The sequence below is a fragment of the Streptomyces sp. NPDC005898 genome, assembly GCF_040629635.1.
GTDB lineage: Bacteria > Actinomycetota > Actinomycetes > Streptomycetales > Streptomycetaceae > Streptomyces.
This window is the reverse complement of record NZ_JBEXWC010000001.1, coordinates 353,188-373,524: the sequence shown is the minus strand read 5'-3', so window position 1 is coordinate 373,524 and position 20,337 is coordinate 353,188. Positions and strand designations below refer to the sequence as shown.

Annotated in this window: 13 protein-coding genes; 11 read left to right on the top strand and 2 right to left on the bottom strand. The window is 71.9% G+C overall.

Features of this window, described 5'->3' with window-relative positions:
- The first annotated feature begins 136 nt into the window (after positions 1 to 136).
- The 4 genes from ABZ385_RS01405 to ABZ385_RS01390 all read left to right on the top strand — a co-directional run bounded on the left by ABZ385_RS01405 (position 137) and on the right by ABZ385_RS01390 (position 6,068).
- Positions 137 to 1,276 (top strand): CaiB/BaiF CoA-transferase family protein, encoded by a 1,140-nt coding sequence (locus tag ABZ385_RS01405; protein WP_358909018.1) that lies wholly within the window; start codon positions 137 to 139, stop codon positions 1,274 to 1,276.
- Between the two features lie 61 nt (positions 1,277 to 1,337).
- On the top strand, positions 1,338 to 2,480 hold the full coding sequence (locus ABZ385_RS01400) for an acyl-CoA dehydrogenase family protein (protein WP_358590109.1): 1,143 nt from the start codon (positions 1,338 to 1,340) through the stop codon (positions 2,478 to 2,480).
- Between the two features lie 36 nt (positions 2,481 to 2,516).
- A complete protein-coding gene (locus tag ABZ385_RS01395; protein WP_358909016.1) occupies positions 2,517 to 3,731 on the top strand; it encodes an acetyl-CoA C-acetyltransferase in 1,215 nt (404 codons plus the stop codon).
- 165 nt (positions 3,732 to 3,896) lie between these two features.
- Positions 3,897 to 6,068 carry a 3-hydroxyacyl-CoA dehydrogenase NAD-binding domain-containing protein gene (locus ABZ385_RS01390; protein WP_358909015.1) on the top strand — a complete coding sequence of 724 codons (2,172 nt, stop codon included), beginning with the start codon at positions 3,897 to 3,899 and terminating at the stop codon, positions 6,066 to 6,068.
- A gap of 40 nt (positions 6,069 to 6,108) precedes the next feature.
- Here ABZ385_RS01390 and ABZ385_RS01385 read toward each other — a convergent pair whose 3' ends face one another.
- Positions 6,109 to 6,861, bottom strand: coding sequence for a MerR family transcriptional regulator (locus tag ABZ385_RS01385; RefSeq protein WP_358698143.1), 753 nt, complete (start codon positions 6,859 to 6,861; stop codon positions 6,109 to 6,111).
- A 185-nt stretch (positions 6,862 to 7,046) separates the two neighbouring features.
- On the opposite strand from ABZ385_RS01385, the gene ABZ385_RS01380 reads away from it, so the two are divergent.
- The 3 genes from ABZ385_RS01380 to ABZ385_RS01370 all read left to right on the top strand — a co-directional run bounded on the left by ABZ385_RS01380 (position 7,047) and on the right by ABZ385_RS01370 (position 11,473).
- On the top strand, positions 7,047 to 8,852 hold the full coding sequence (locus ABZ385_RS01380) for an AMP-dependent synthetase/ligase (protein WP_358909013.1): 1,806 nt from the start codon (positions 7,047 to 7,049) through the stop codon (positions 8,850 to 8,852).
- Positions 8,853 to 9,013: 161 nt separating this feature from the next.
- On the top strand, positions 9,014 to 10,492 hold the full coding sequence (locus ABZ385_RS01375) for an amino acid permease (RefSeq protein ID WP_358587083.1): 1,479 nt from the start codon (positions 9,014 to 9,016) through the stop codon (positions 10,490 to 10,492).
- A gap of 165 nt (positions 10,493 to 10,657) precedes the next feature.
- Positions 10,658 to 11,473 carry an alpha/beta fold hydrolase gene (locus ABZ385_RS01370; protein WP_358909011.1) on the top strand — a complete coding sequence of 272 codons (816 nt, stop codon included), beginning with the start codon at positions 10,658 to 10,660 and terminating at the stop codon, positions 11,471 to 11,473.
- Between the two features lie 72 nt (positions 11,474 to 11,545).
- On the opposite strand, the gene ABZ385_RS01365 is transcribed toward ABZ385_RS01370, so the two are convergent.
- A complete protein-coding gene (locus ABZ385_RS01365; protein ID WP_358909010.1) occupies positions 11,546 to 13,066 on the bottom strand; it encodes a M1 family metallopeptidase in 1,521 nt (506 codons plus the stop codon).
- A gap of 202 nt (positions 13,067 to 13,268) precedes the next feature.
- On the opposite strand from ABZ385_RS01365, the gene ABZ385_RS01360 reads away from it, so the two are divergent.
- From ABZ385_RS01360 to ABZ385_RS01345, 4 genes are all read left to right on the top strand, one after another.
- On the top strand, positions 13,269 to 15,260 hold the full coding sequence (locus ABZ385_RS01360; RefSeq protein WP_358909008.1) for a Xaa-Pro dipeptidyl-peptidase: 1,992 nt from the start codon (positions 13,269 to 13,271) through the stop codon (positions 15,258 to 15,260).
- Positions 15,257 to 16,537, top strand: coding sequence for a M14 family metallocarboxypeptidase (locus ABZ385_RS01355; protein ID WP_358909006.1), 1,281 nt, complete (start codon positions 15,257 to 15,259; stop codon positions 16,535 to 16,537). Before ABZ385_RS01360 ends, ABZ385_RS01355 begins: the two co-directional genes overlap by 4 nt.
- 135 nt (positions 16,538 to 16,672) lie before the next feature.
- On the top strand, positions 16,673 to 18,349 hold the full coding sequence (locus ABZ385_RS01350; RefSeq protein WP_358587110.1) for a BCCT family transporter: 1,677 nt from the start codon (positions 16,673 to 16,675) through the stop codon (positions 18,347 to 18,349).
- 321 nt (positions 18,350 to 18,670) lie between these two features.
- Entirely contained in the window at positions 18,671 to 20,329 is a 1,659-nt protein-coding gene (locus ABZ385_RS01345) for an ABC-F family ATP-binding cassette domain-containing protein (RefSeq protein ID WP_358587094.1), read from the top strand.
- The last annotated feature ends 8 nt before the right edge of the window (positions 20,330 to 20,337 follow it).

Below are 20,337 nucleotides of genomic sequence, written 5' to 3'. Positions count from 1 at the left end.
GGGGTGGCGCCCGCGCCCCCGGCCCTCGTGGGGCCAAGATTGGCTAAGCGCTTGCTCGTCAAGGGCTTGTGCACAGTGGAACACGTTCTTAGCATCACTGGTGTTACATCAGTTGTGTCATAGCGCTGGGGGCTCAATGGCAGTGCCGGGCAAGGGCTTTGACGGGCCGCTCGCCGGGGTGCGCGTGGTGGAGCTGGCGGGCATCGGGCCCGGCCCGTTCGCGGCCATGCTCCTGGCGGACCTCGGCGCCGACGTCGTGCGCGTGGACCGCCCGGACGGCGGCGGCCTCGCGATCGACCCGGCGTACGACGTCACCAACCGCAACAAACGCTCCGTGCTCATCGACCTGAAGGCGGCCGGCGGCCCGGGACGGGTCCTCGACCTGGTCGAGCGCGCCGACGTCCTCATCGAGGGCTACCGGCCCGGCGTGGCCGAGCGCCTCGGCGTCGGCCCCGAGGCCTGCCACGCGCGGAACCCGGCGCTCGTCTACGGCCGCATGACGGGCTGGGGCCAGGACGGGCCGCTCGCCCGGAGCGCCGGGCACGACATCGCCTACATCGCGATCACCGGCACCCTCGGCATGATCGGCAAGGCGGGGGAGCCACCCGCGATTCCCGCGAACCTGCTCGGCGACTACGCCGGCGGCTCGCTCTACCTCGTCGTCGGCGTCCTCGCCGCGCTCACCCACGCCCGCGCCCACGGCACGGGGCAGGTCGTGGACGCCGCGATCGTCGACGGGGCCGCGCACCTCTCCACGATGATCCACGGCATGCTCGCGGCCGGCGGCTGGCAGGACCGGCGCGGCGCCAACCTCCTCGACGGCGGCTGCCCCTTCTACGGCACCTACGAGACCTCCGACGGCGGACACATGGCCGTGGGCCCTCTGGAGCAGCGGTTCTACGACGAGTTCATCGCGCTGCTCGGCCTCGCCGAGGCGGCCCCCGCCCGCAAGGACCTGGCCCGCTGGGACGAGCTGCGCGAGGCCGTCGCCGCGCGCTTCAAGGAACGTACGCGCGAGGACTGGACCGCTGTCTTCGAGGGCTCCGACGCCTGTGTGGCGCCCGTGCTGTCCCTGCGCGAGGCTCCCGCGCACCCGCACCTCGCCGCGCGCGGCACCTTCACCGACCACGGCGGCATCACCCAGCCCGCCCCCGCGCCCCGCTTCTCCGCGACGCCCACGCGCGTGCGCACCGGCCCCGCGCGGCCGGGCGCCGACACCGCCGAGGTCGCCCGCGACTGGGACGTACCGGCCCTCGCAGCGCCGAAGACGCCATGACGACCGCGACCGCCGGCCACCGAGGGCCGGCCCGCACAGGGCTCCAGGAGGCCACGTACCGATGAAACGGCAGATCTTCTCCGCCGAGCACGACGCGTTCCGCGAGACCGTGCGCACCTTCCTCGCCAAGGAGGTGCTCCCGCACTACGAGCAGTGGGAGAAGGACGGCATCGTCTCCCGTGCGGCGTGGCTGGCCGCCGGCCGGCAGGGGCTGCTCGGGCTCGCCGTCCCCGAGGAGTACGGCGGCGGCGGGAACACCGACTTCCGCTACTCCGCGGTCCTCGCCGAGGAGTTCACGCGCGCGGGCGCCGCCGGACTCGCGATCGGCCTGCACAACGACATCGTCGGCCCCTATCTGACCTCCCTGGCCACCGAGGAGCAAAAGCGCCGCTGGCTGCCCGGCTTCTGCACCGGTGAGACGATCACGGCCATCGCGATGACCGAGCCCGGCGCGGGCTCCGACCTCCAGGGCATCCGCACCAGCGCCGAGGACCGCGGCGACCACTGGGTGCTCAACGGCTCCAAGACGTTCATCTCCAACGGCATCCTCGCCGACCTCGTCGTCGTCGTCGCCAAGACCTCCCCGGAGGGCGGCGCCCACGGCCTGTCCCTGCTGGTGGTGGAGCGCGGCGCGGCGGGCTTCGAGCGGGGCCGCAACCTCGACAAGATCGGCCAGAAGGCCCAGGACACCGCCGAGCTGTTCTTCGACGGCGTACGCGTCCCGAAGGAGAACCTCCTCGGCGAGCTGAACGGCGCCTTCGCGCACCTCATGACGAACCTCGCCCAGGAGCGCATGGGCATCGCCGTCGCGGGGATCGCCGCCGCCGAACACCTCCTGGAGATCACCACCGCGTACGTCAAGGAGCGCGAGGCCTTCGGCCGGCCGCTGGCCAAGCTCCAGCACATCCGCTTCGAGATCGCGGAGATGGCCACCGAGTGCGCCGTCACCCGCGCCTTCCTCGACCGGTGCGTCGTCGACCACGCGAACGGGGAACTCGACGCCGTCCACGCGTCGATGGCGAAGTGGTGGGCCACCGAGCTGCAAAAGCGCGTCGCCGACCGCTGCCTGCAACTGCACGGCGGCTACGGCTACATGAGCGAGTACCGCGTCGCGAAGGCCTTCACCGACGGACGCATCCAGACCATCTACGGCGGCACGACCGAGATCATGAAGGAGATCATCGGCCGTTCCGTCCTCGGCTGAACCGCCCTCCCCCGGACACCCCCGAAAGGCTCACGCGTGACCACCGAAGCGTACGTGTACGACGCGATCCGCACCCCGCGCGGACGCGGCAAGGCCAGTGGCGCCCTGCACGGCACCAAGCCGATCGACCTCGTCGTCGGCCTGATCCACGAGATCCGGGCCCGGTTCCCCGGCCTTGACCCGGCGGCCATCGACGACATCGTCCTCGGCGTGGTCGGGCCCGTCGGCGACCAGGGCTCCGACATCGCGCGGATCGCCGCCATCGCCGCCGGACTGCCCGACACGGTCGCCGGCGTCCAGGAGAACCGCTTCTGCGCCTCGGGCCTGGAGGCGGTCAACCTCGCCGCGATGAAGGTGCGTTCGGGCTGGGAGGACCTCGTCCTCGCGGGCGGCGTCGAGTCGATGTCGCGGGTGCCGATGGCCTCCGACGGCGGCGCCTGGTTCAACGACCCGATGACCAACTTCGAGACGGGCTTCGCGCCGCAGGGCATCGGCGCCGACCTCATCGCCACCGTCGAGGGCTTCTCGCGGCGCGACGTCGACGAGTACGCGGCGCTCTCCCAGGAGCGGGCCGCCGCGGCCTGGAAGGACGGCCGTTTCGCGCGGTCCGTCGTCCCCGTCAAGGACCGCAACGGCCTGGTCGTCCTCGACCACGACGAGCACATGCGCCCCGGCACCACCGCCGACTCCCTCGCCGGCCTCAAGCCGTCCTTCAAGGACATCGGCGACCTGGGCGGCTTCGACGCCGTCGCGCTGCAGAAGTACCACTGGATCGAGGAGATCGACCACGTCCACCACGCGGGCAACTCCTCCGGCATCGTGGACGGCGCCTCGCTGGTCGCCGTCGGCACCAAGGAGGTCGGCGAGCGGTACGGGATCACACCGCGGGCGCGGATCGTCTCCGCGGCCGTCTCCGGATCCGAGCCGCTGATCATGCTGACGGGGCCGGCGCCGGCGACGCGGAAGGCCCTCGCCAAGGCGGGGCTGACCATCGACGACATCGATCTCGTGGAGATCAACGAGGCGTTCGCGGCGGTCGTGCTGCGCTTCGTCAAGGACATGGGGATCTCCCTGGACAAGGTCAACGTCAACGGCGGCGCGATCGCGCTGGGGCATCCGCTGGGCGCGACCGGCGCGATGATCCTCGGCATGCTCGTGGACGAGCTGGAGCGGCGGGACCTCCGGTACGGGCTGGCCACGCTGTGCGTCGGGGGCGGGATGGGTATCGCGACGATCGTCGAGCGGCTGTAGGGCTGAGCGCCGCAGGGGTTCGGGTGCGTCGCCGACCGCGGACACGTCGTGGTCGCTCGCGCGGTTCCCCGCGCCCCTGAGGCAGCGGCTTCGCCGCGCCTCCCCTCCCCGGCCCTCCCCGAACCCGCCCCCAAGAGCCCCCTCTGACCTCACGGAGACACAGACATGACCGAGCGCACGACCATCCGCTGGGAACAGGACGACACCGGTGTCGTCACCCTCGTGCTGGACGACCCCGAGCAGTCCGCGAACACCATGAACCAGGCGTTCAAGGACTCCATCGCGGCCGTCGCCGACCGCGCCGAGGCCGAGAAGGACGCCATCCGCGGCATCATCTACACGTCCGCCAAGAAGACGTTCTTCGCGGGCGGCGACCTCAAGGACATGATCAAGGTCGGCCCGGAGAACGCCCGGCAGGCGTTCGAGACGGGCAACGCCATCAAGCGCTCGCTGCGCCGCATCGAGACCCTCGGCAAGCCGGTCGTCGCCGCCATCAACGGCGCCGCCCTCGGCGGTGGTTACGAGATCGCCCTCGCCGCCCACCACCGCGTCGCCCTGGAGGCCCCCGGCTCCAGGATCGGCCTGCCCGAGGTCACCCTCGGCCTGCTGCCCGCGGGCGGCGGCGTCACCAGGACCGTACGCCTGATGGGCATCACGGACGCGCTCCTGAAGGTGCTGCTCCAGGGCACGCAGTACAACCCGAGGCGCGCCCTGGAGAACGGCCTCGTCCACGAAGTGGCGGCCACCGACGAAGAGATGATGGCCAAGGCGCGGGCCTTCATCGACGCCAACCCCGAGTCGCAGCAGCCCTGGGACAAGCCCGGCTACCGCATCCCGGGCGGCACCCCCGCCCACCCGAAGTTCGCGGCGAACCTGCCCGCGTTCCCGGCCAACCTCAAGAAGCAGACGGCGGGCGCCCCCTACCCGGCCCCGCGCAACATCCTCGCCGCGGCCGTCGAGGGCTCCCAGGTCGACTTCGAGACCGCGCTGACCATCGAGGCCCGGTACTTCACCGAGCTGGTCACCGGCCAGATCGCCAAGAACATGATCCAGGCGTTCTTCTTCGACCTCCAGGCCGTCAACTCCGGCGCGAACCGCCCCAAGGGCATCGAGCCGAGGACCGTCCGCAAGGCCGCCGTGCTCGGCGCCGGCATGATGGGCGCGGGCATCGCGTACTCCTGTGCCCGCGCGGGCATCGAGGTCGTCCTCAAGGACGTCTCGGCGGAGGCCGCCCAGAGGGGCAAGGCCTACTCCGAGAAGCTCTGCGCCAAGGCGGTCGAGCGCGGACGTACCACCCAGGAGAAGGCGGACGCGCTGCTCGCCCGCATCACGCCCACCGCCGACGCGGGGGCCCTCGCCGGCTGCGACGCCGTGATCGAGGCCGTCTTCGAGGACACCTCGCTCAAGCACAAGGTGTTCCAGGAGATCCAGGACGTCGTGGAGCCGGACGCGCTGCTCTGCTCCAACACCTCCACCCTGCCCATCACCACGCTGGCCGAGGGCGTCACGCGCCCCGCCGACTTCATCGGCCTGCACTTCTTCTCGCCCGTCGACAAGATGCCGCTCGTCGAGATCATCAAGGGCGAGCGGACCGGTGACGAGGCGCTGGCCCGCGCCTTCGACCTCGTGCGCCAGATCAACAAGACGCCCATCGTCGTCAACGACTCCCGCGGCTTCTTCACCTCTCGTGTCATCGGGCACTTCATCACCGAAGGCGTCGCGATGGTCGCCGAGGGCATCGAGCCCGCCTCCGTCGAGCAGGCGGCCGCGCAGGCGGGCTACCCGGCCAAGGTCCTGTCCCTGATGGACGAGCTGACCCTCACCCTGCCCCGCAAGATCCGCGACGAGGCGAGGAGGGCCGTCGAGGAAGCGGGCGGCACCTGGGCGGGCCACCCCTCGGACACCGTCATCGACCGCATGGTGGACGAGTTCGGGCGGCCCGGCAGGAGCGGGGGAGCGGGCTTCTACGACTACGTGGACGGCAAGCGCGGCAAGCTCTGGCCGGGCCTGCGCGAGCACTTCACCAAGCCCGGCCACGAGATCCCGTTCGAGGACATGCGGGAGCGCATGCTCTTCTCCGAGGCGCTCGACACCGTGCGCCTCCTGGAGGAGGGCGTCCTGACGTCGGTCGCCGACGCCAACATCGGCTCCATCCTCGGCATCGGCTTCCCCGGCTGGACGGGCGGCGTGCTCCAGTACATCAACGGCTACGAAGGCGGCCTGCCCGGCTTCGTGGCCCGCGCGCGGGAACTCGCCGAGCGCTACGGGGAGCGGTTCACGCCGCCCGCGCTGCTGGTCGAGAAGGCGGAACGCGGCGAGAAGTTCAGCGACGCCTGAGCCCTTCGGCGGAGCTGCGGCGAAGAGCAGGGGGAGGCGTTCAGCGCTCGGCGCGGAACGCCTCCCTCAGCTCTTCCCTCAGCGACCGCTGGAACGCCGTCACCAGGGCCTGCACGACCATCGGCTGCATATGGGCGGACAGCGACTTCATCGCCGCCACATGGTCGGGATCGGCCTCCCGCTCCCGGTAGGGGTCCCAGACCTCCTCGCGGAAGAGGCGCGTCAGCTCGTGCGCGGCCTCGCGCGTGTGCTCCAAAAGGACCGTGCGGGCGGCCAGGATCGTCTCGTGCGCGATCGGCACCCCGAGCAGCTGCACCCCGAGCCGCAACAGGCCCGGGTCCACGCGGTAGGTGCCGGAGTCCTCCCCGTACGCGATGACGTCCATCGCGGCGAGGCGGTCCAGGTCCGCGCCGGACAGCGGCCGGCCCGCCCTGCGCTCCAGCTCGGCGCGCGAGACGTCCTCGGCCGACTCGGGGGCCCAGCTCGCCACCAGGGCGCGGTGGATGGCCAGGTCATGTGCGCTCAGGTCCGCGGGCAACTGCTCCAGATACCGCTCGATCGCGGCGAGCGTCATGCCCTGGTGCTGCAACTCCTCGATCAGCGCCAGCCGGGACAGATGGTCCTGCCCGTAGTGCCCGACGCGGCGCGGGCCGATCACCGGCGGCGGCAGCAGGCCCCTGGTGCCGTAGAAGCGGATCGTGCGGACGGTGACGCCCGCGCGGGCGGCCAGCTCGTCCACCGTGAACGTCGGCTCCTCGGCGTGCGCCGGCGCGCGCCCGGTGTCCGTCGTCATGGCCCGCCTCCCTCCCCACGTCCCCTCGGCCCCCAGGGGTGGCCCCCGCGCCGATCCGGTCCAACAGTATTGCTGGCACACCAGTGTTGTGAAACCCTCCGGGCCAGTTGCTGCTCCGCCGCACGCCCGGCCCCGCCCACGTCACGCGTCCGCACACGCCCTGCCGATGGCACCTGGAGGCGGTCATGACCACGATCCCGCGACTCCCCGAAGCCCCCGCCGGCCTCACGCTCCCCGCCCTGCTGCTGCGCAACGCCGAGGACCACGGCGCGATGCCGGCCCTCTCCTGGCGCACGGGCGCCACCTGGTCGACGCTCACCTGGCGCGCGGCACGGCGCGAGGTCGCCGTCCTCACCGCCGGCTGCGCCGCGCTCGGCGTCGAGCGCGGCGAGCACGTCCTGATGATGATGGGCAACCGCCCCGAGCACTGGCTGAGCGACCTCGCCCTGACGCACCTGGGCGCCGTCCCCGTCACCGTGTACGGCACCTCCGCCCCCGAGCAGATCGCGCACATCGTCCGGCACAGCCGCGCCCGCCTCGCGATCATCGAGGGCGCCCGCGAGTTACCCCGCTGGGAGCCCCTGCTGGCCGACGCCGACTCCCCGCTGGAGCGCCTCGTGGTGGTGGAGGCCGCCGAGGCCGGCGAGCACCGCACCTACGGCTCCCTGCACGCCACCGGCGGCCGCCTCCTCGACCCCGACGCCTTCGAGGAGGCCTGGCGCCGCACCCGCCCGACCGACGCGCTCACCGTCGTCTACACCTCGGGCACCACCGGCGACCCCAAGGGCGTGCGCCTCACCCACCGCAACGTGTTCCTCGGCGGCATCGCCCTGGACAAGGTCGTCGACTTCCCCGAACACGTCGGGCACCTCTCCTATCTGCCGTTCGCGCACATCGCGGAGCGCCTGCTCAGCATCTACCTCCCCGTGCTGCGCGCCGCGCACGTCCACCTCTGCGCCGACCCCGCCGAGGTGGCCGCCACCGCCCGCGAGCTGCACCCCTTCCAGTTCTTCGGCGTGCCCCGCGTCTGGGAGAAGCTCGCCGCGTCCGTGCGGGCGGCGCTCGCCGGGCTGCCCGAGGAGCGGCGCCGCGCCATCGAGGCGGCGAACGAGACGGCCCGCGCGCACGTCGCCTGCCAGGAGCGCGGCGAGGAGCCACCGGCGGCGTTGCGTGCCGCGTACCAGCGGGCGAAGGCCGAGGTGCTCGACCCGCTCCTGGCGCTCGCCGGGTTCGACCGGCTGGTGTGGACGGCGAGCGCCTCGGCGCCGATGCCGCCGGACGTCACCCGCTTCTGGGCCGGCTTCGGACTGGTGATCATGGACGCGTGGGGGCTCACCGAGACCTCCGGCGTGGTCACCACCAACACCCCCGCCGCGTTCCGCCTCGGCTCGGTGGGCCGTCCCCTCGACGGCCTGGAGATCCGCACCGCCGAGGACGGCGAGATCCTGGTGCGGGGCGCGACGGTGTGCGACGGCTACCTGCGGCCCGACGGCGGCGTCGACCGGGCCCGCGACGCGGACGGCTGGTTCGCGACCGGCGACGTCGGCCGCGTCGACGCGGACGGTTTCCTCTGGCTCACCGACCGCAAGAAGGAAATGATCGTCACCTCCACGGGCAAGAACGTCTCGCCCGCCCTCGTGGAGAACGCGCTCAAGGAGCACCCGCTGATCGGCCAGGCCTTCGTGCACGGCGACGGCCGCTCCTACCTGGTGGCGCTGCTCGTCCTGGACGCGGAGGTGGCCCCCGCCTGGGCCGCCGCCCGCGGCGTCGAGGGCGACCTCGTGGCCCATCCGGCCGTGCGGGAGGAGGTCGGCCGTGCCGTCGAATCGGCCAACGCCCGCCTGAACCGCACCGAGCAGATCAAGCGGTACCGCCTCCTCGCCGGGGAGTGGGGGCCCGCGAGCGGCGAGCTGACCCCGTCCCTGAAGCTGCGCCGGCGCGTCGTCCGGGAGAAGTACCAGCAGGTGATCGACGCCTTGTACACCCCCTGACCAGCATGTGAGAAGTCCCGCTATGTGACGTGCGCCACCGCGTGCGCGGCAATGCGTGAGGGAAGGTGTCCCGTCGGTCCGCGCGCGTCAGGGGTGTCGCGGGCCGGAGCACCATCCGGACCCCGGAGTTCCCTCCGGGCACCAGAGAGTAGATCCCCCACGTGAGCAAGGAAGCCGTAGACACGGCCGCCGTGGACGTGTCCCGCACAGACGCGTCCCAGGCCCCCGCGGACGCGGGCGACGCCGGTTACAGCAAGGACCTCAAGGCCCGTCACGTCAACATGATCGCCATCGGCGGCGCGATCGGCACAGGGCTCTTTCTCGGGGCGGGCGGCCGCCTCCACTCGGCGGGCCCCGCGCTCGCCCTCGCGTACCTCGTGTGCGGTGTCTTCGCGTTCTTCGTGGTGCGCGCCCTCGGCGAGATGGTGCTCTACCGTCCCTCGTCGGGCTCGTTCGTGAGTTACGCGCGTGAGTTCCTCGGCGAGAAGGGCGCGTACTTCGCCGGTTGGATGTACTTCCTCAACTGGTCGACCACGTGCATCGCCGACATCACGGCGATCGCCCTGTACACGCACTACTGGAGCTTCTTCACCGACATACCGCAGTGGGTGCTCGCGCTGATCGCGCTCGCGGTGGTGCTCTGCGTGAACCTCATCTCGGTGAAGTACTTCGGCGAGATGGAGTTCTGGTTCTCGATCATCAAGGTCGCCGCGCTGACGGCCTTCATGATCATCGGTATCTTCCTGCTGGCCAGCCAGCACGAGGTCGGTGGCGGGAAGCCCGGTCTGAGCATGATCACCGACCACGGCGGCTTCCTGCCGAACGGCATGATGCCGGTCGTGATCGTGATGCAGGGCGTCGTCTTCGCGTACGCCTCGCTGGAGCTGGTCGGCGTCGCGGCCGGTGAGACCAAGGACCCGCAGAAGATCGTCCCGCGCGCGGTGAACTCGATCATGTGGCGCGTCGGCGTCTTCTACGTCGGCTCCGTGGTGCTGCTCGCGCTGCTGCTGCCCGGCACGCTGTACTCGGCCGACCAGAGCCCGTTCGTGACGGTGCTGTCCAAGATCGGCGTACCGGCCGCCGGCGACGTCATGAACTTCGTGGTCCTCACCGCCGCAATGAGCTCGCTGAACTCCGGCCTGTACTCCACCGGCCGCATCCTGCGCTCGATGGCGATGTCGGGCTCCGCGCCCAGGTTCACGGCGAAGATGAACCGCAACCAGGTGCCCTACGGCGGCATCCTGCTCACCGCCTCCATCGGCGTGCTCGGCGTCGGCCTGAACCGGATCGTCCCGGACCAGGCCTTCGAGATCGTCCTGAACGTCGCCTCGCTCGGCATCATCGGCACCTGGATCATGATCATGGTCTGTCACCTGGCCTTCGTGCGCCGCGCGAAGGAGGGCGTGATCACCCGGCCGACGTTCCGGCTGCCCGGCAGCGGCATCACCGAGTACGTGACGATCGCGTTCCTGCTCGCCGTCCTCTGCCTGATGTGGAAGGACGCCGAGGTGGGCCGCAAGACGCTGTTCCTCATCCCGATCGTGGGCGCGGCCCTGGTCGTCGGCTGGTTCGGCGTCCGGCGCCGGGTGGAGCGCGAGGCGCAGAGCCTCACGGCGCCCCAGCAGGACTCGGAGCGGTAGCAGCGGCTTTCCGCCCTCTCACGGTGGCGTCACCCCGGAGCACTCGGCTCCCCCGGGTGGCGCCACCGCGCTGTATGCGGCCGGCCGGACGGGGGAGCCACCCGATCGGGTGCCGCGCGGGCCTTTCCCCGGCGGCTTCGCGGCCCCCCGTCGCAGACTCGGGGCATGGACGCGATGATCCCGGTCAAGGACGCAACGATCCCGGTCAAGGACGGCGAGGTCTGGGCCCACGACTCGGGCGGGCCCGGGGGCACGGACGACGGCGGCCCGCCCCTGGTCCTTCTCCATCCGGGAGTCGGTGACTCCCGGATCTGGGACCCGGTCCTGCCACGCCTCACGGAGCGCCATCGGGTGATCCGCTACGACGCGCGCGGCTACGGCAGGTCCCCGGCGCCGAGTGCCCCGTTCTCCCCGGTGGCGGACCTGACCGCGGTCCTCGACCACTTCGGCGTGGCCCGCGCGGTCCTCGCCGGGTCCAGCATGGGCGGTGCCGCGGCCCTCAGCCTCGCCGTCGGCGACCCGGCCCGGGTGGCGGGCCTCGCCCTGGTGGTCCCGGGCGTCACGGGCGCCGAGGACCTTCTGACGCGCGACTTCACGGCCGAGGTCGGCCGGCTGGCGCGGGCGGGCGACATCGACGGCATCGTGGCGCTGACGCTGCGCACCTCCGGCGCCGCCGGCACGGGCGCCGACGCGCGGGCCGAGGCGCACGTGAGGTCGGTGGTCCCGGCGTGGCTCGCCTGCCACCCGTACCACGTCCCCGACCCGCCCGTCCTCGACCGCCTCGGCGAGATCGACGTGCCGTGCGTCCTCGTCATCGGGGAGCACGACCGGCCCGAGGTGGTCCGCACCAACGAGGCGATGGCCGAACGCATCCCGGACTGCCGCCTCGTACGCCTCGCCCACAGCGACCACTTCCCGACCCTGCGCGAGCCGTCGGCGGTCGCGGACGCCATCCTCGCGGCGTGCGAGGCGGCACGCTGAGACCCCGCCGGCCAGCTCGGTACCGCGCCTGCCGGTCACCCTGACCGGCAAGCGCGGCTCACCGCGTGACCGTCAGTGGCCGGGGCCACGCCCGTGGTCGGGTCCGTGGTCGTGCACGCCGTTCGTGGCGGCGATCTGCTTCCACGACTTCGGCCGGGCGGGCGTGGCCGAGGACCGGGCGAGCCCGGCCTCCCGCGCGGCGGGGGCGTCCGGCCGCGACGGCTGGTAGAGCCAGGTGTCGAACAGGTCCGCGAGTGGCTTGCCCGAGACCTTCTCCGCGTACTTCACGAAGTCGCCGACCTTGGCGTTGCCGTACTTGTACTGCTGCGGCCAGCCCTTGAGGACGGCGAAGAACGACTCGTCGCCGATCTCGTTCCGCAGCGCCTGCAGGGCGAGCGCCCCCCGGTCGTAGACCGCGCCGTGGAACTGGTTGTCCGGGCCCGGATCGCCCGGCTTGACCGTCCAGAACGGGTCGTCGGCGGGCCGCAGCGCGTACGCGTAGTCCGCGAGCTCCTGCGCCGTGCCCTCGCCCTCCTTCTCCGACCACAGCCACTGGCTGTAGCGGGCGAAGCCCTCGTTGACCCAGATGTCCTTCCAGTGGTGCACGGAGACGCTGTCGCCGTACCACTGGTGGGCCAGCTCATGGACGACGATGGACGCGTTGGAGCCGTTCGCGAACGCCGCGGGGCTGTAGAACGGCCGCGTCTGGGTCTCCAGGGCGTAGCTGCTCTTCACGTTCGGCACGTAGCCGCCGAGCGCGTTGAAGGGGTACGCGCCGAAGACCGTCTCCAGCCACTCCGCGACCTCGGTCGTGCGCTCGATGCTGGCCCGCGCCGCGCCCGCGTTGTCGCCGAGGTCCTTGCTGTAGGCGTTGAGGACCGGCAGCCCGCTCTCGGTCTTGTCGGTCGTGATGTCGAACCTGCCGACCGCGAGCGTGGCCAGATAGCTCGCCTGCGGCTTGTTGGAGCGCCAGTTGAAGCGGGTCCAGCCGAGCTTCGAACTCTGCGACTGCAGCACGCCGTTGGATATCGCCTGGCTGCCGTCGGGCACGGACACCGACACGTCGTACGTCGCCTTGTCCAGCGGGTGGTCGTTGGAGGGGAACCACCACGCGGCGGCCTCCGGCTCCTGCGCCGCGACGCCGCCGTCCGGTGTGCGGTGCCAGGCCGTGTACCCGTGGATCTTCAACTCGGAGGGCTTGCCCGCGTACCGCACGACCACGGTGATCTGCGTGCCCTTGGCGAGACCCGCGGGCGGGGTGATCTCCAACTCCTGGTCGCCGGTCCTCTGGAACCTCGCCTTCTTGCCGTTGACCCGCACCTCGGAGACCTGGAGGCCGAGGTCGAGGTTGAAGCGGGAGAGGTTCTGGGTGGTGCGGGCGTTGATCGTGGCCGTGCCCTCCAGGAGGTCGGTCACGGGCTGGTACTTCAGCCTCAGGTCGTAGTGGGAGACGTCGTATCCGCCGTTGCCGCTCGCCGGGTAATAGGGATCGCCGATGCCCGGCGCCCCGGGGGTGAAGTCGGCGGCCGATGCCGGGATCGCCAGCAGGAGAGAGGCCGCGAGCGCGCCCGGGGCAATGAGTCTGCGGTGCACGTCAAGCTCCAAGTCGTAGGGGCTCAAGATCGGTTCGTCTTGTCCGACGACCCTATTCAGCCCGCCCCGCACAGGTCATGTCCATGGCCCCTGCTGTCACACGATCGCCATTCGGCCGACATGTGCCGCTATACCCCACGAACCTGACACGGCGCGTACGGCCCTCTGTCGCACCGGAGTTCACCGGTGTACCTTCCGCGCCATGCCGATACGCGCGCGACGCACCCGCCTCCTGTGGAGAACGCTGCTGACGGCGGCCCTGGCCGCCCTGCTGGCCACACTGATGTCCCCGGTCGCGGCGCAGTCGGCCGCCGGCGCCCCGCGCGCACCCGGCGAGGCACCCCGCCGCGCGGGCGAGAGCAGGCCCGTGTACTCGTACGAGAACGCGATACGCGAGTCCGTGTGGGTCGACACCGGGATCGACGGCGACGCGAACGGCCGGACCGACCGCGTCGCCGTCGACATCGTCCGCCCCCGTGAACTCGACCGCACCGGCCACCGCATACCGGTGATCATGGATGCCAGCCCGTACTACGCCTGCTGCGGCCGCGGCAACGAGGGCCAGAAGAAGACGTACGACGAGAACGGCGACCCCGTCCGCTTCCCGCTCTACTACGACAACTACTTCGTGCCCCGCGGCTACGGCTATGTCGCCGTCGACCTCACCGGCACGAACCGCTCCGACGGCTGTGTCGACATCGGCGGCCGCTCCGACGTCCAGTCGGCCAAGGCGGTCGTCGACTGGCTCAACGGCCGCGCCCGCGGCTACACGAACCGCACCGGCGAGAAACGCGCCCGCGCCACGTGGACCAACGGCAGAACGGGCATGATCGGCAAGAGCTACGACGGCACCATCGCGAACGCCGTCGCCGCCACCGGCGTCAAGGGCCTGAAGACGATCGTGCCCATCGGCGCCATCTCCTCCTGGTACGACTACTACTTCGCCAAGGGGGCCCCGCTCTACGGCAGCGGCCCCGACGGCCTCGCGCGGGCCGTGGAGAGCCCCGAGGCCGGCGCCCGCTGCGCCGCCGCCCACCAGCGGCTGATCGACGGAGCGCCCCGCAGCGGCGACTGGACCCGCCTGTGGGACGAGCGCGACCACGTCCCCGACGCGGACAACGTACGGGCCAGCGTCTTCGCCGTGCACGGCATGCAGGACCTGAACGTGCGCACCAAGCACTTCGGCCAGTGGTGGGACGCGCTCGCCGAGAACGGCGTGGACCGCAAGGTCTGGCTCAGCCAGGCCGGCCACGTCGACCCCTTCGACTTCCGCAGGGCCCACTGGGTGCGCACCCTGCACCGCTGGTTCGACCACGAACTCCTCGGCCGCGACAACGGCGTCGACCGCGAACCGATGGCCGACATCGAACGGACCCCCGACCACTGGACCACCGACCGCGTGTGGCCCCCGCGCGGCACCGACACCGCCACGCTGCGCCCCGCGAAGGGCGCCGCGCCCGGCGTCGGCACGCTCGGCCCGCGCCCCGGCAGGGGCACGGAGACCTTCACCGACGACCCGGGGCTGAGCGAGACCGACTGGGCCGAGCGGATCCACGTCTCCACGCCCGCGAAGGCCGGGTTCGTCAGCCGGCCGCTGAGCCGTGACCTGCGCCTGTCCGGCTCATCGAAGGTGACCGTCACCGCCATCCCGACGGCCCGCACCGCCCACCTCTCCGCGGTCCTGGTCGACCTCGGCCCCGCCACCATCCGGGACTACGCCGACGTGGCGGAGGGCATCACCACGCTCCCCGCACGCACCTGCTGGGGCGCGAGCACCACCGGCGACAGTTCCTGCTTCAAGGAGACGAGGGCGAAGACCGCCGACGTCGACTACACGATCTTCAGCCGCGGCTGGGCCGACCTCGGCAACTGGGCGGACGCCCGGCACGGCCGCCCGCTCACCCCGGGCAGGCCCCACACCATCACCCTCGACCTCGCCGCGAGCGACCACGTCGTACCCGAGGGCCACCGCCTCGCCCTGATCGTCGCGGGCACCGACAAGGGCCTCATCGAACGCCCCGCGGACACCCCGACGCTCACCCTCGACCTGGCCCGCACCTTCGCCGAGCTGCCGCTGGTGGGCGGCGCGAAGGCGTTCACCACCGCCGCGTCCGCCACCCCCCGCGCACCCCGTCTCGACGGCGTGGCCCCGCCGCGTCCGCTCAACCCGCTCCCGGGAGGCAGTACTTCATGACACCGCGCATCCGCACCCTGGCGCTGTCCTGCGCCACCGTCGCCCTCGCCGCCCCGCTCCTGACGGCCCCCGCCCAGGCGACCCCGAAGCCGCCGCGCACCGGGTTCGAGGAGAGCGACGGCGCCCGCTGGACCACCCAGCCCGAGGAGCAACGGCTCCTGGCCGCCGTGGACAAGGCGAGCAAGCGGGTCCGCGTCTCCCGCATAGGCACCACCGGGCAGGGCCGCCCCCTCCAGCTGGTCCGTGTCGGTGAACGCCCCGCGAAGAGCGTCGTCCTGCTGATCTGCAGCCAGCACGGCGACGAACCCGCGGGCCGCGAGGCCTGCCTGTCGACCATCCGCGACCTCGCCCACGCGAAGGACGACAGGACCCGGCGCTTCCTGGCCCGCACCACGCTCCTGTTCGTGCCCACGGCCAACCCGGACGGCCGCGCCGCCGACACCCGCGGCAACGCCGACGGCGTCGACATCAACCGCGACCACATCGCCCTGAAGACCGCCGAGGGCCGCGCCCTGGCCGCCGTCATCCGCGACCACCGGCCCGACGTCATCTACGACCTGCACGAGTACGGCGCCACCCCCAAGTACTACGACAAGGACCTCTTCGACCTCTGGCCGCGCAACCTCAACACCGACGAGGCGGTGCACGAAGAGGCCCGGACCCTGTCGAAGGCGTACGTACGACCGGCCGCCGAGGCCGCCGGACACACCATCGGCACCTACGGCATCTGGACCGACCCCGTCACCGGGGATCCCGTCAAGCAGACGGCGGGCGACGGACAAGAACGCATCCTGCGCAACATCTCCGGCATCAAGCACGCGGCGGGCCTGCTCATCGAGAGCCGCGTCGACCCCCTCACGGAGGCGGAGAAGAACGACGCGGCGCTGAACAACCGCCGCCGCGTGAAGTCCCAAACCGCCGCCCTGGAAGGCCTCTTCGCCTTCTCCGACGAGCGGCGCGGCCGTCTGGAGCGCGCCACCGACGCCGCCCGCGCCGAGGGGCTGCGCGACCGCGGCCCGGTCTACCTCGGCGGCGCCGACAACGACCCCGCCGAACCGTCCGAGGTCATCCAGGACCCGCCCTGCGGCTACCGCCTGGACGCCGGACAGTACGCCGACATCAAGGACGAACTGGCCCTGCACGGCGTGACGGTGGAGCGCCGCAAGTCCGGCGCCCACGTCCCGCTGCGGCAGTCGGCGCGGGCCCTCGTGCCGCTCCTGCTCGACGAGCGTGCGCCGTATCACATGGTCACAGCTCGGCCCGACATGGACTGTTGAGCGCCTGAGACGCCCGTCACATGTGGTAGGGGGTATCGGAGAACAAAGTTCTGACTCATTCGACCCCCTTGAAAGGTGTCACCTGTGACGCAGGATCAGCGACAAGCGGACGACGGGGGAGGGTCCGAGGAGATCATGGCGCCCGCCCCTGGCGGCCGGTCCCCGCACACGGACCGGGTGGTGTTCGGCGTGACCGCCGTGCTCACCCTCGCGTTCGTGGTCTGGGGCGCGGTGGCGACGGACTCGCTCAAGAACGTCACCACGGACATGCTCGACGGCCTGATGCACAACGGCGGCTGGTTCTTCATGCTGACCGCCACCGGGTTCGTGGTCTTCGCGCTCTGGCTCGCCGTCAGCCGGTACGGGAAGATCACCCTCGGCAAGGAGGGCGAGGAACCGGAGTTCCGCACCGTCTCCTGGGTCGCCATGATGTTCAGCGCCGGCATGGGCATCGGCCTGATGTTCTACGGGGTGAGCGAGCCCCTGGCCCACTTCACCGCACCGCCGCCGGGCACCGACCCGGCCGACTCGGCCGCGGCGATGGAGACCTCCATGGCCACGACCCTCTTCCACTGGACGCTCCACCCCTGGGCCATCTACGCGGTGGTGGGCCTCGCCATCGCCTACAGCACGTTCCGGCGCAACCGCCGCCAGACCATCAGCGCCGTCTTCGAACCGCTCATCGGCAAGAAGCACGCCCACGGCACCTGGGGCCGGGTCATCGACATCCTGGCCATCTTCGCCACCCTCTTCGGCTCGGCCGCCTCCCTCGGCCTCGGCGCCCTGCAGATCGGCAGCGGCATCGAGGTGCTGGACTGGATGGACGACGCCGGGACCGGACTGCTCGTCGTGATCATCGGCGTGCTGACCCTGGCCTTCGTGGCGTCCGCCGTCTCCGGTGTGGAGAAGGGCGTCCAGTGGCTGTCCAACATCAACATGGTGCTCGCGCTGCTGCTCGTGGTGTTCGTCTTCATCGCGGGCCCGACCGTCATCATGCTCGACATGCTGCCGACGTCCCTCGGCGCCTACCTCGACGACCTGCCCCAGCTGATCGGCCGCACCGAGGCCTCCAGCGGCAAGGGCGTCGCGGACTGGCTGAGCGGCTGGACGGTCTTCTACTGGGCCTGGTGGATCTCCTGGACGCCCTTCGTCGGCATGTTCATCGCCCGCATCAGCCGCGGCCGTACGATCCGTCAGTTCGTCGGCGGCGTCATCCTCGTGCCGAGCACGGTCAGCCTCATCTGGTTCGCGGTCTTCGGCGGCAGCGCCATGACCGTCGCGGACCGGGGCGGCCTCAAGGGCGAGACGACACCGGAGGCGCAGCTCTTCGGGCTGCTCCACGAGTACCCGATCGCGACCGTCACCAGCCTTCTCGTGATGCTCCTCGTGGGCATCTTCTTCGTGTCGGGCGCCGACGCCGCGTCGATCGTCATGGGCACGCTCTCCCAGCGGGGAGCGCTCGAACCCGGCCGGTTCGTCGTGATCTTCTGGGGCATCGTGACCGGTGCCGTGGCGGCGATCATGCTGCTCATCGGCGACGGCTCGGACGATGCGCTCACCGGCCTGCGCAACCTCACGATCCTGGTCGCCGCGCCCTTCACGCTCGTGATGATCGGCATGTGCGTCTCCCTCATGAAGGACCTGCGCCACGACCCGCTGATCGTGCGCGGGGAGCACGGCACGGAAGCCGTCGAGAAGGCCGTGATCGCGGGCCACGAGCAGTACGACGGCGAGTTCGAGATCCGCATCGGCCCCGCCCAGAACGACGGCGAGGACCTGGCGGACGACGACGACCCGGCCCGCACCCGCTGACCCGGCCCCGGGAGCGGCACACATCGGACGTGCCGCCCCGGGCCCTCACCGGCGTCCGGCGCCCTCGGCGCGGGTACGCCCCCGACCACGCGTACGCAGCGATCCGCGTCCCGGGCGGCCCGGGGCACGGCGCCACCGCCCCGGCCGACGGAACGGGGCCATGCCGTGCTCGCATCCCCCTCAGGTGGGGATACTCGCCGCATGTCTGCCCGGTACGCGCCTCTCGCCCTGGCACCGGCGTCCTGGTCGCCCCACCGCCGTCCGCTGGACCGACCGGCACCCTGCGGGGCCGCGCCGGCCCGCCCGTAGGATGACCCCCTGATGACCGCAACCCTCGTCGCCAAAGACCTCACCGCCGCCCACGGCGACCGCACCCTCTTCGCCGCCCTGGACCTGGTCGTCGCCCCCGGCGACGTCATCGGACTCGTCGGTGCCAACGGCGCCGGCAAGTCCACCCTCCTGCGGCTGCTCGCGGGCCTGGACACCCCCGAGGGAGGCGAGCTGCGGCTTTCGCCCCCGTCCGCCTCCGTCGGCCACCTGCCCCAGGAGCCGGACCGCCGCCCCGGCGAGTCGATCCGCGCGTTCCTGGCCCGCCGCACCGGCGTCGCCGAGGCCCAGCGCCTCCTGGACGAGGCCACCCAGGCCCTGGTCGACGGCGCCCCGGGAGCCGACGACGCCTACGCGGACAGCCTGGAGCGCTGGCTGGCCCTCGGCGGCGCCGACCTGGACGAGCGCGCCGAGGAGGTCACCGAGGACCTGGGCCTGACCGTCGGCCTTGACCAGGAGATGACCTCCCTCTCCGGAGGCCAGGCGGCCCGCGCCGGCCTCGCCTCCCTCCTCCTGTCCCGCTACGACGTCTTCCTCCTGGACGAGCCCACCAACGACCTCGACCTGGCGGGGCTGGAGCGCCTGGAGAGCTTCGTCAGGGGCCTGCGCGCCGGCACGGTCGTGGTCAGCCACGACCGCGAGTTCCTCAGCCGCACGGTCACCAAGGTCCTCGAACTCGACCTGGTCCAGCAGCAGATCAACCTCTACGGCGGCGGCTACGACGCGTACCTGGAGGAGCGCGAGGTGGCCCGCAAGCACGCCCGCGACGACTACGACGAGTACGCGGACAAGAAGGCGGCGCTCCAGGGCCGCGCCCAGATGCAGCGCTCCTGGGCCGACAAGGGCGTCAAGAACGCCCGCCGCAAGGCGGCCAAGGCGGGCGGCGGCGACAACGACAAGATCGGCCGCAACTTCCGCGCCGACGCCAGCGAGAAGCAGGCCGCCAAGGCCCGCCAGACGCAGCGCATGATCGAGCGCCTGGACGTCGTCGAGGAGCCCCGCAAGGAGTGGGAGCTGCGCATGGAGATCGCGGCGGCGCCCCGCTCGGGCGCGGTCGTGGCGAGCCTGCGCGAGGCGCGGGTGCGCCGGGGCGACTTCACCCTCGGGCCCGTCACGCTCCAGATCGACTGGGCCGACCGCGTCGCGATCACCGGCGCGAACGGCTCGGGCAAGTCGACGCTGCTCGGCGCCCTCCTGGGACGCGTCCCGGTGGACGCGGGCCACGCGACCCTCGGCTCGGGCGTCCTCGTCGGCGAGGTGGACCAGGCCCGCGCCCTCTTCCACGGCGAGGAGTCCCTGCTCGACGCGTTCTGCGCGGCGGTACCGGACACCGAACCCGCCGAAGTCCGCACGCTCCTGGCCAAGTTCGGCCTGAAGGCGGAGCATGTGCTGCGCCCCGCGGCGACGCTCTCACCCGGCGAGCGCACCCGCGCGGCCCTCGCACTGCTCCAGGGCAGGGGCGTCAACCTCCTGGTCCTGGACGAGCCGACGAACCACCTCGACCTGCCCGCGATCGAGCAGCTGGAGGCGGCCCTGGAGTCCTACGAGGGCACGCTGCTGCTGGTCACGCACGACCGCAGGATGCTGGACGCGGTCAGCGTGACGCGCCGCCTGGAGGTGGCGGAGGGCGAAGTGACCGAGCTGTCGCTCTGACCTCCGCC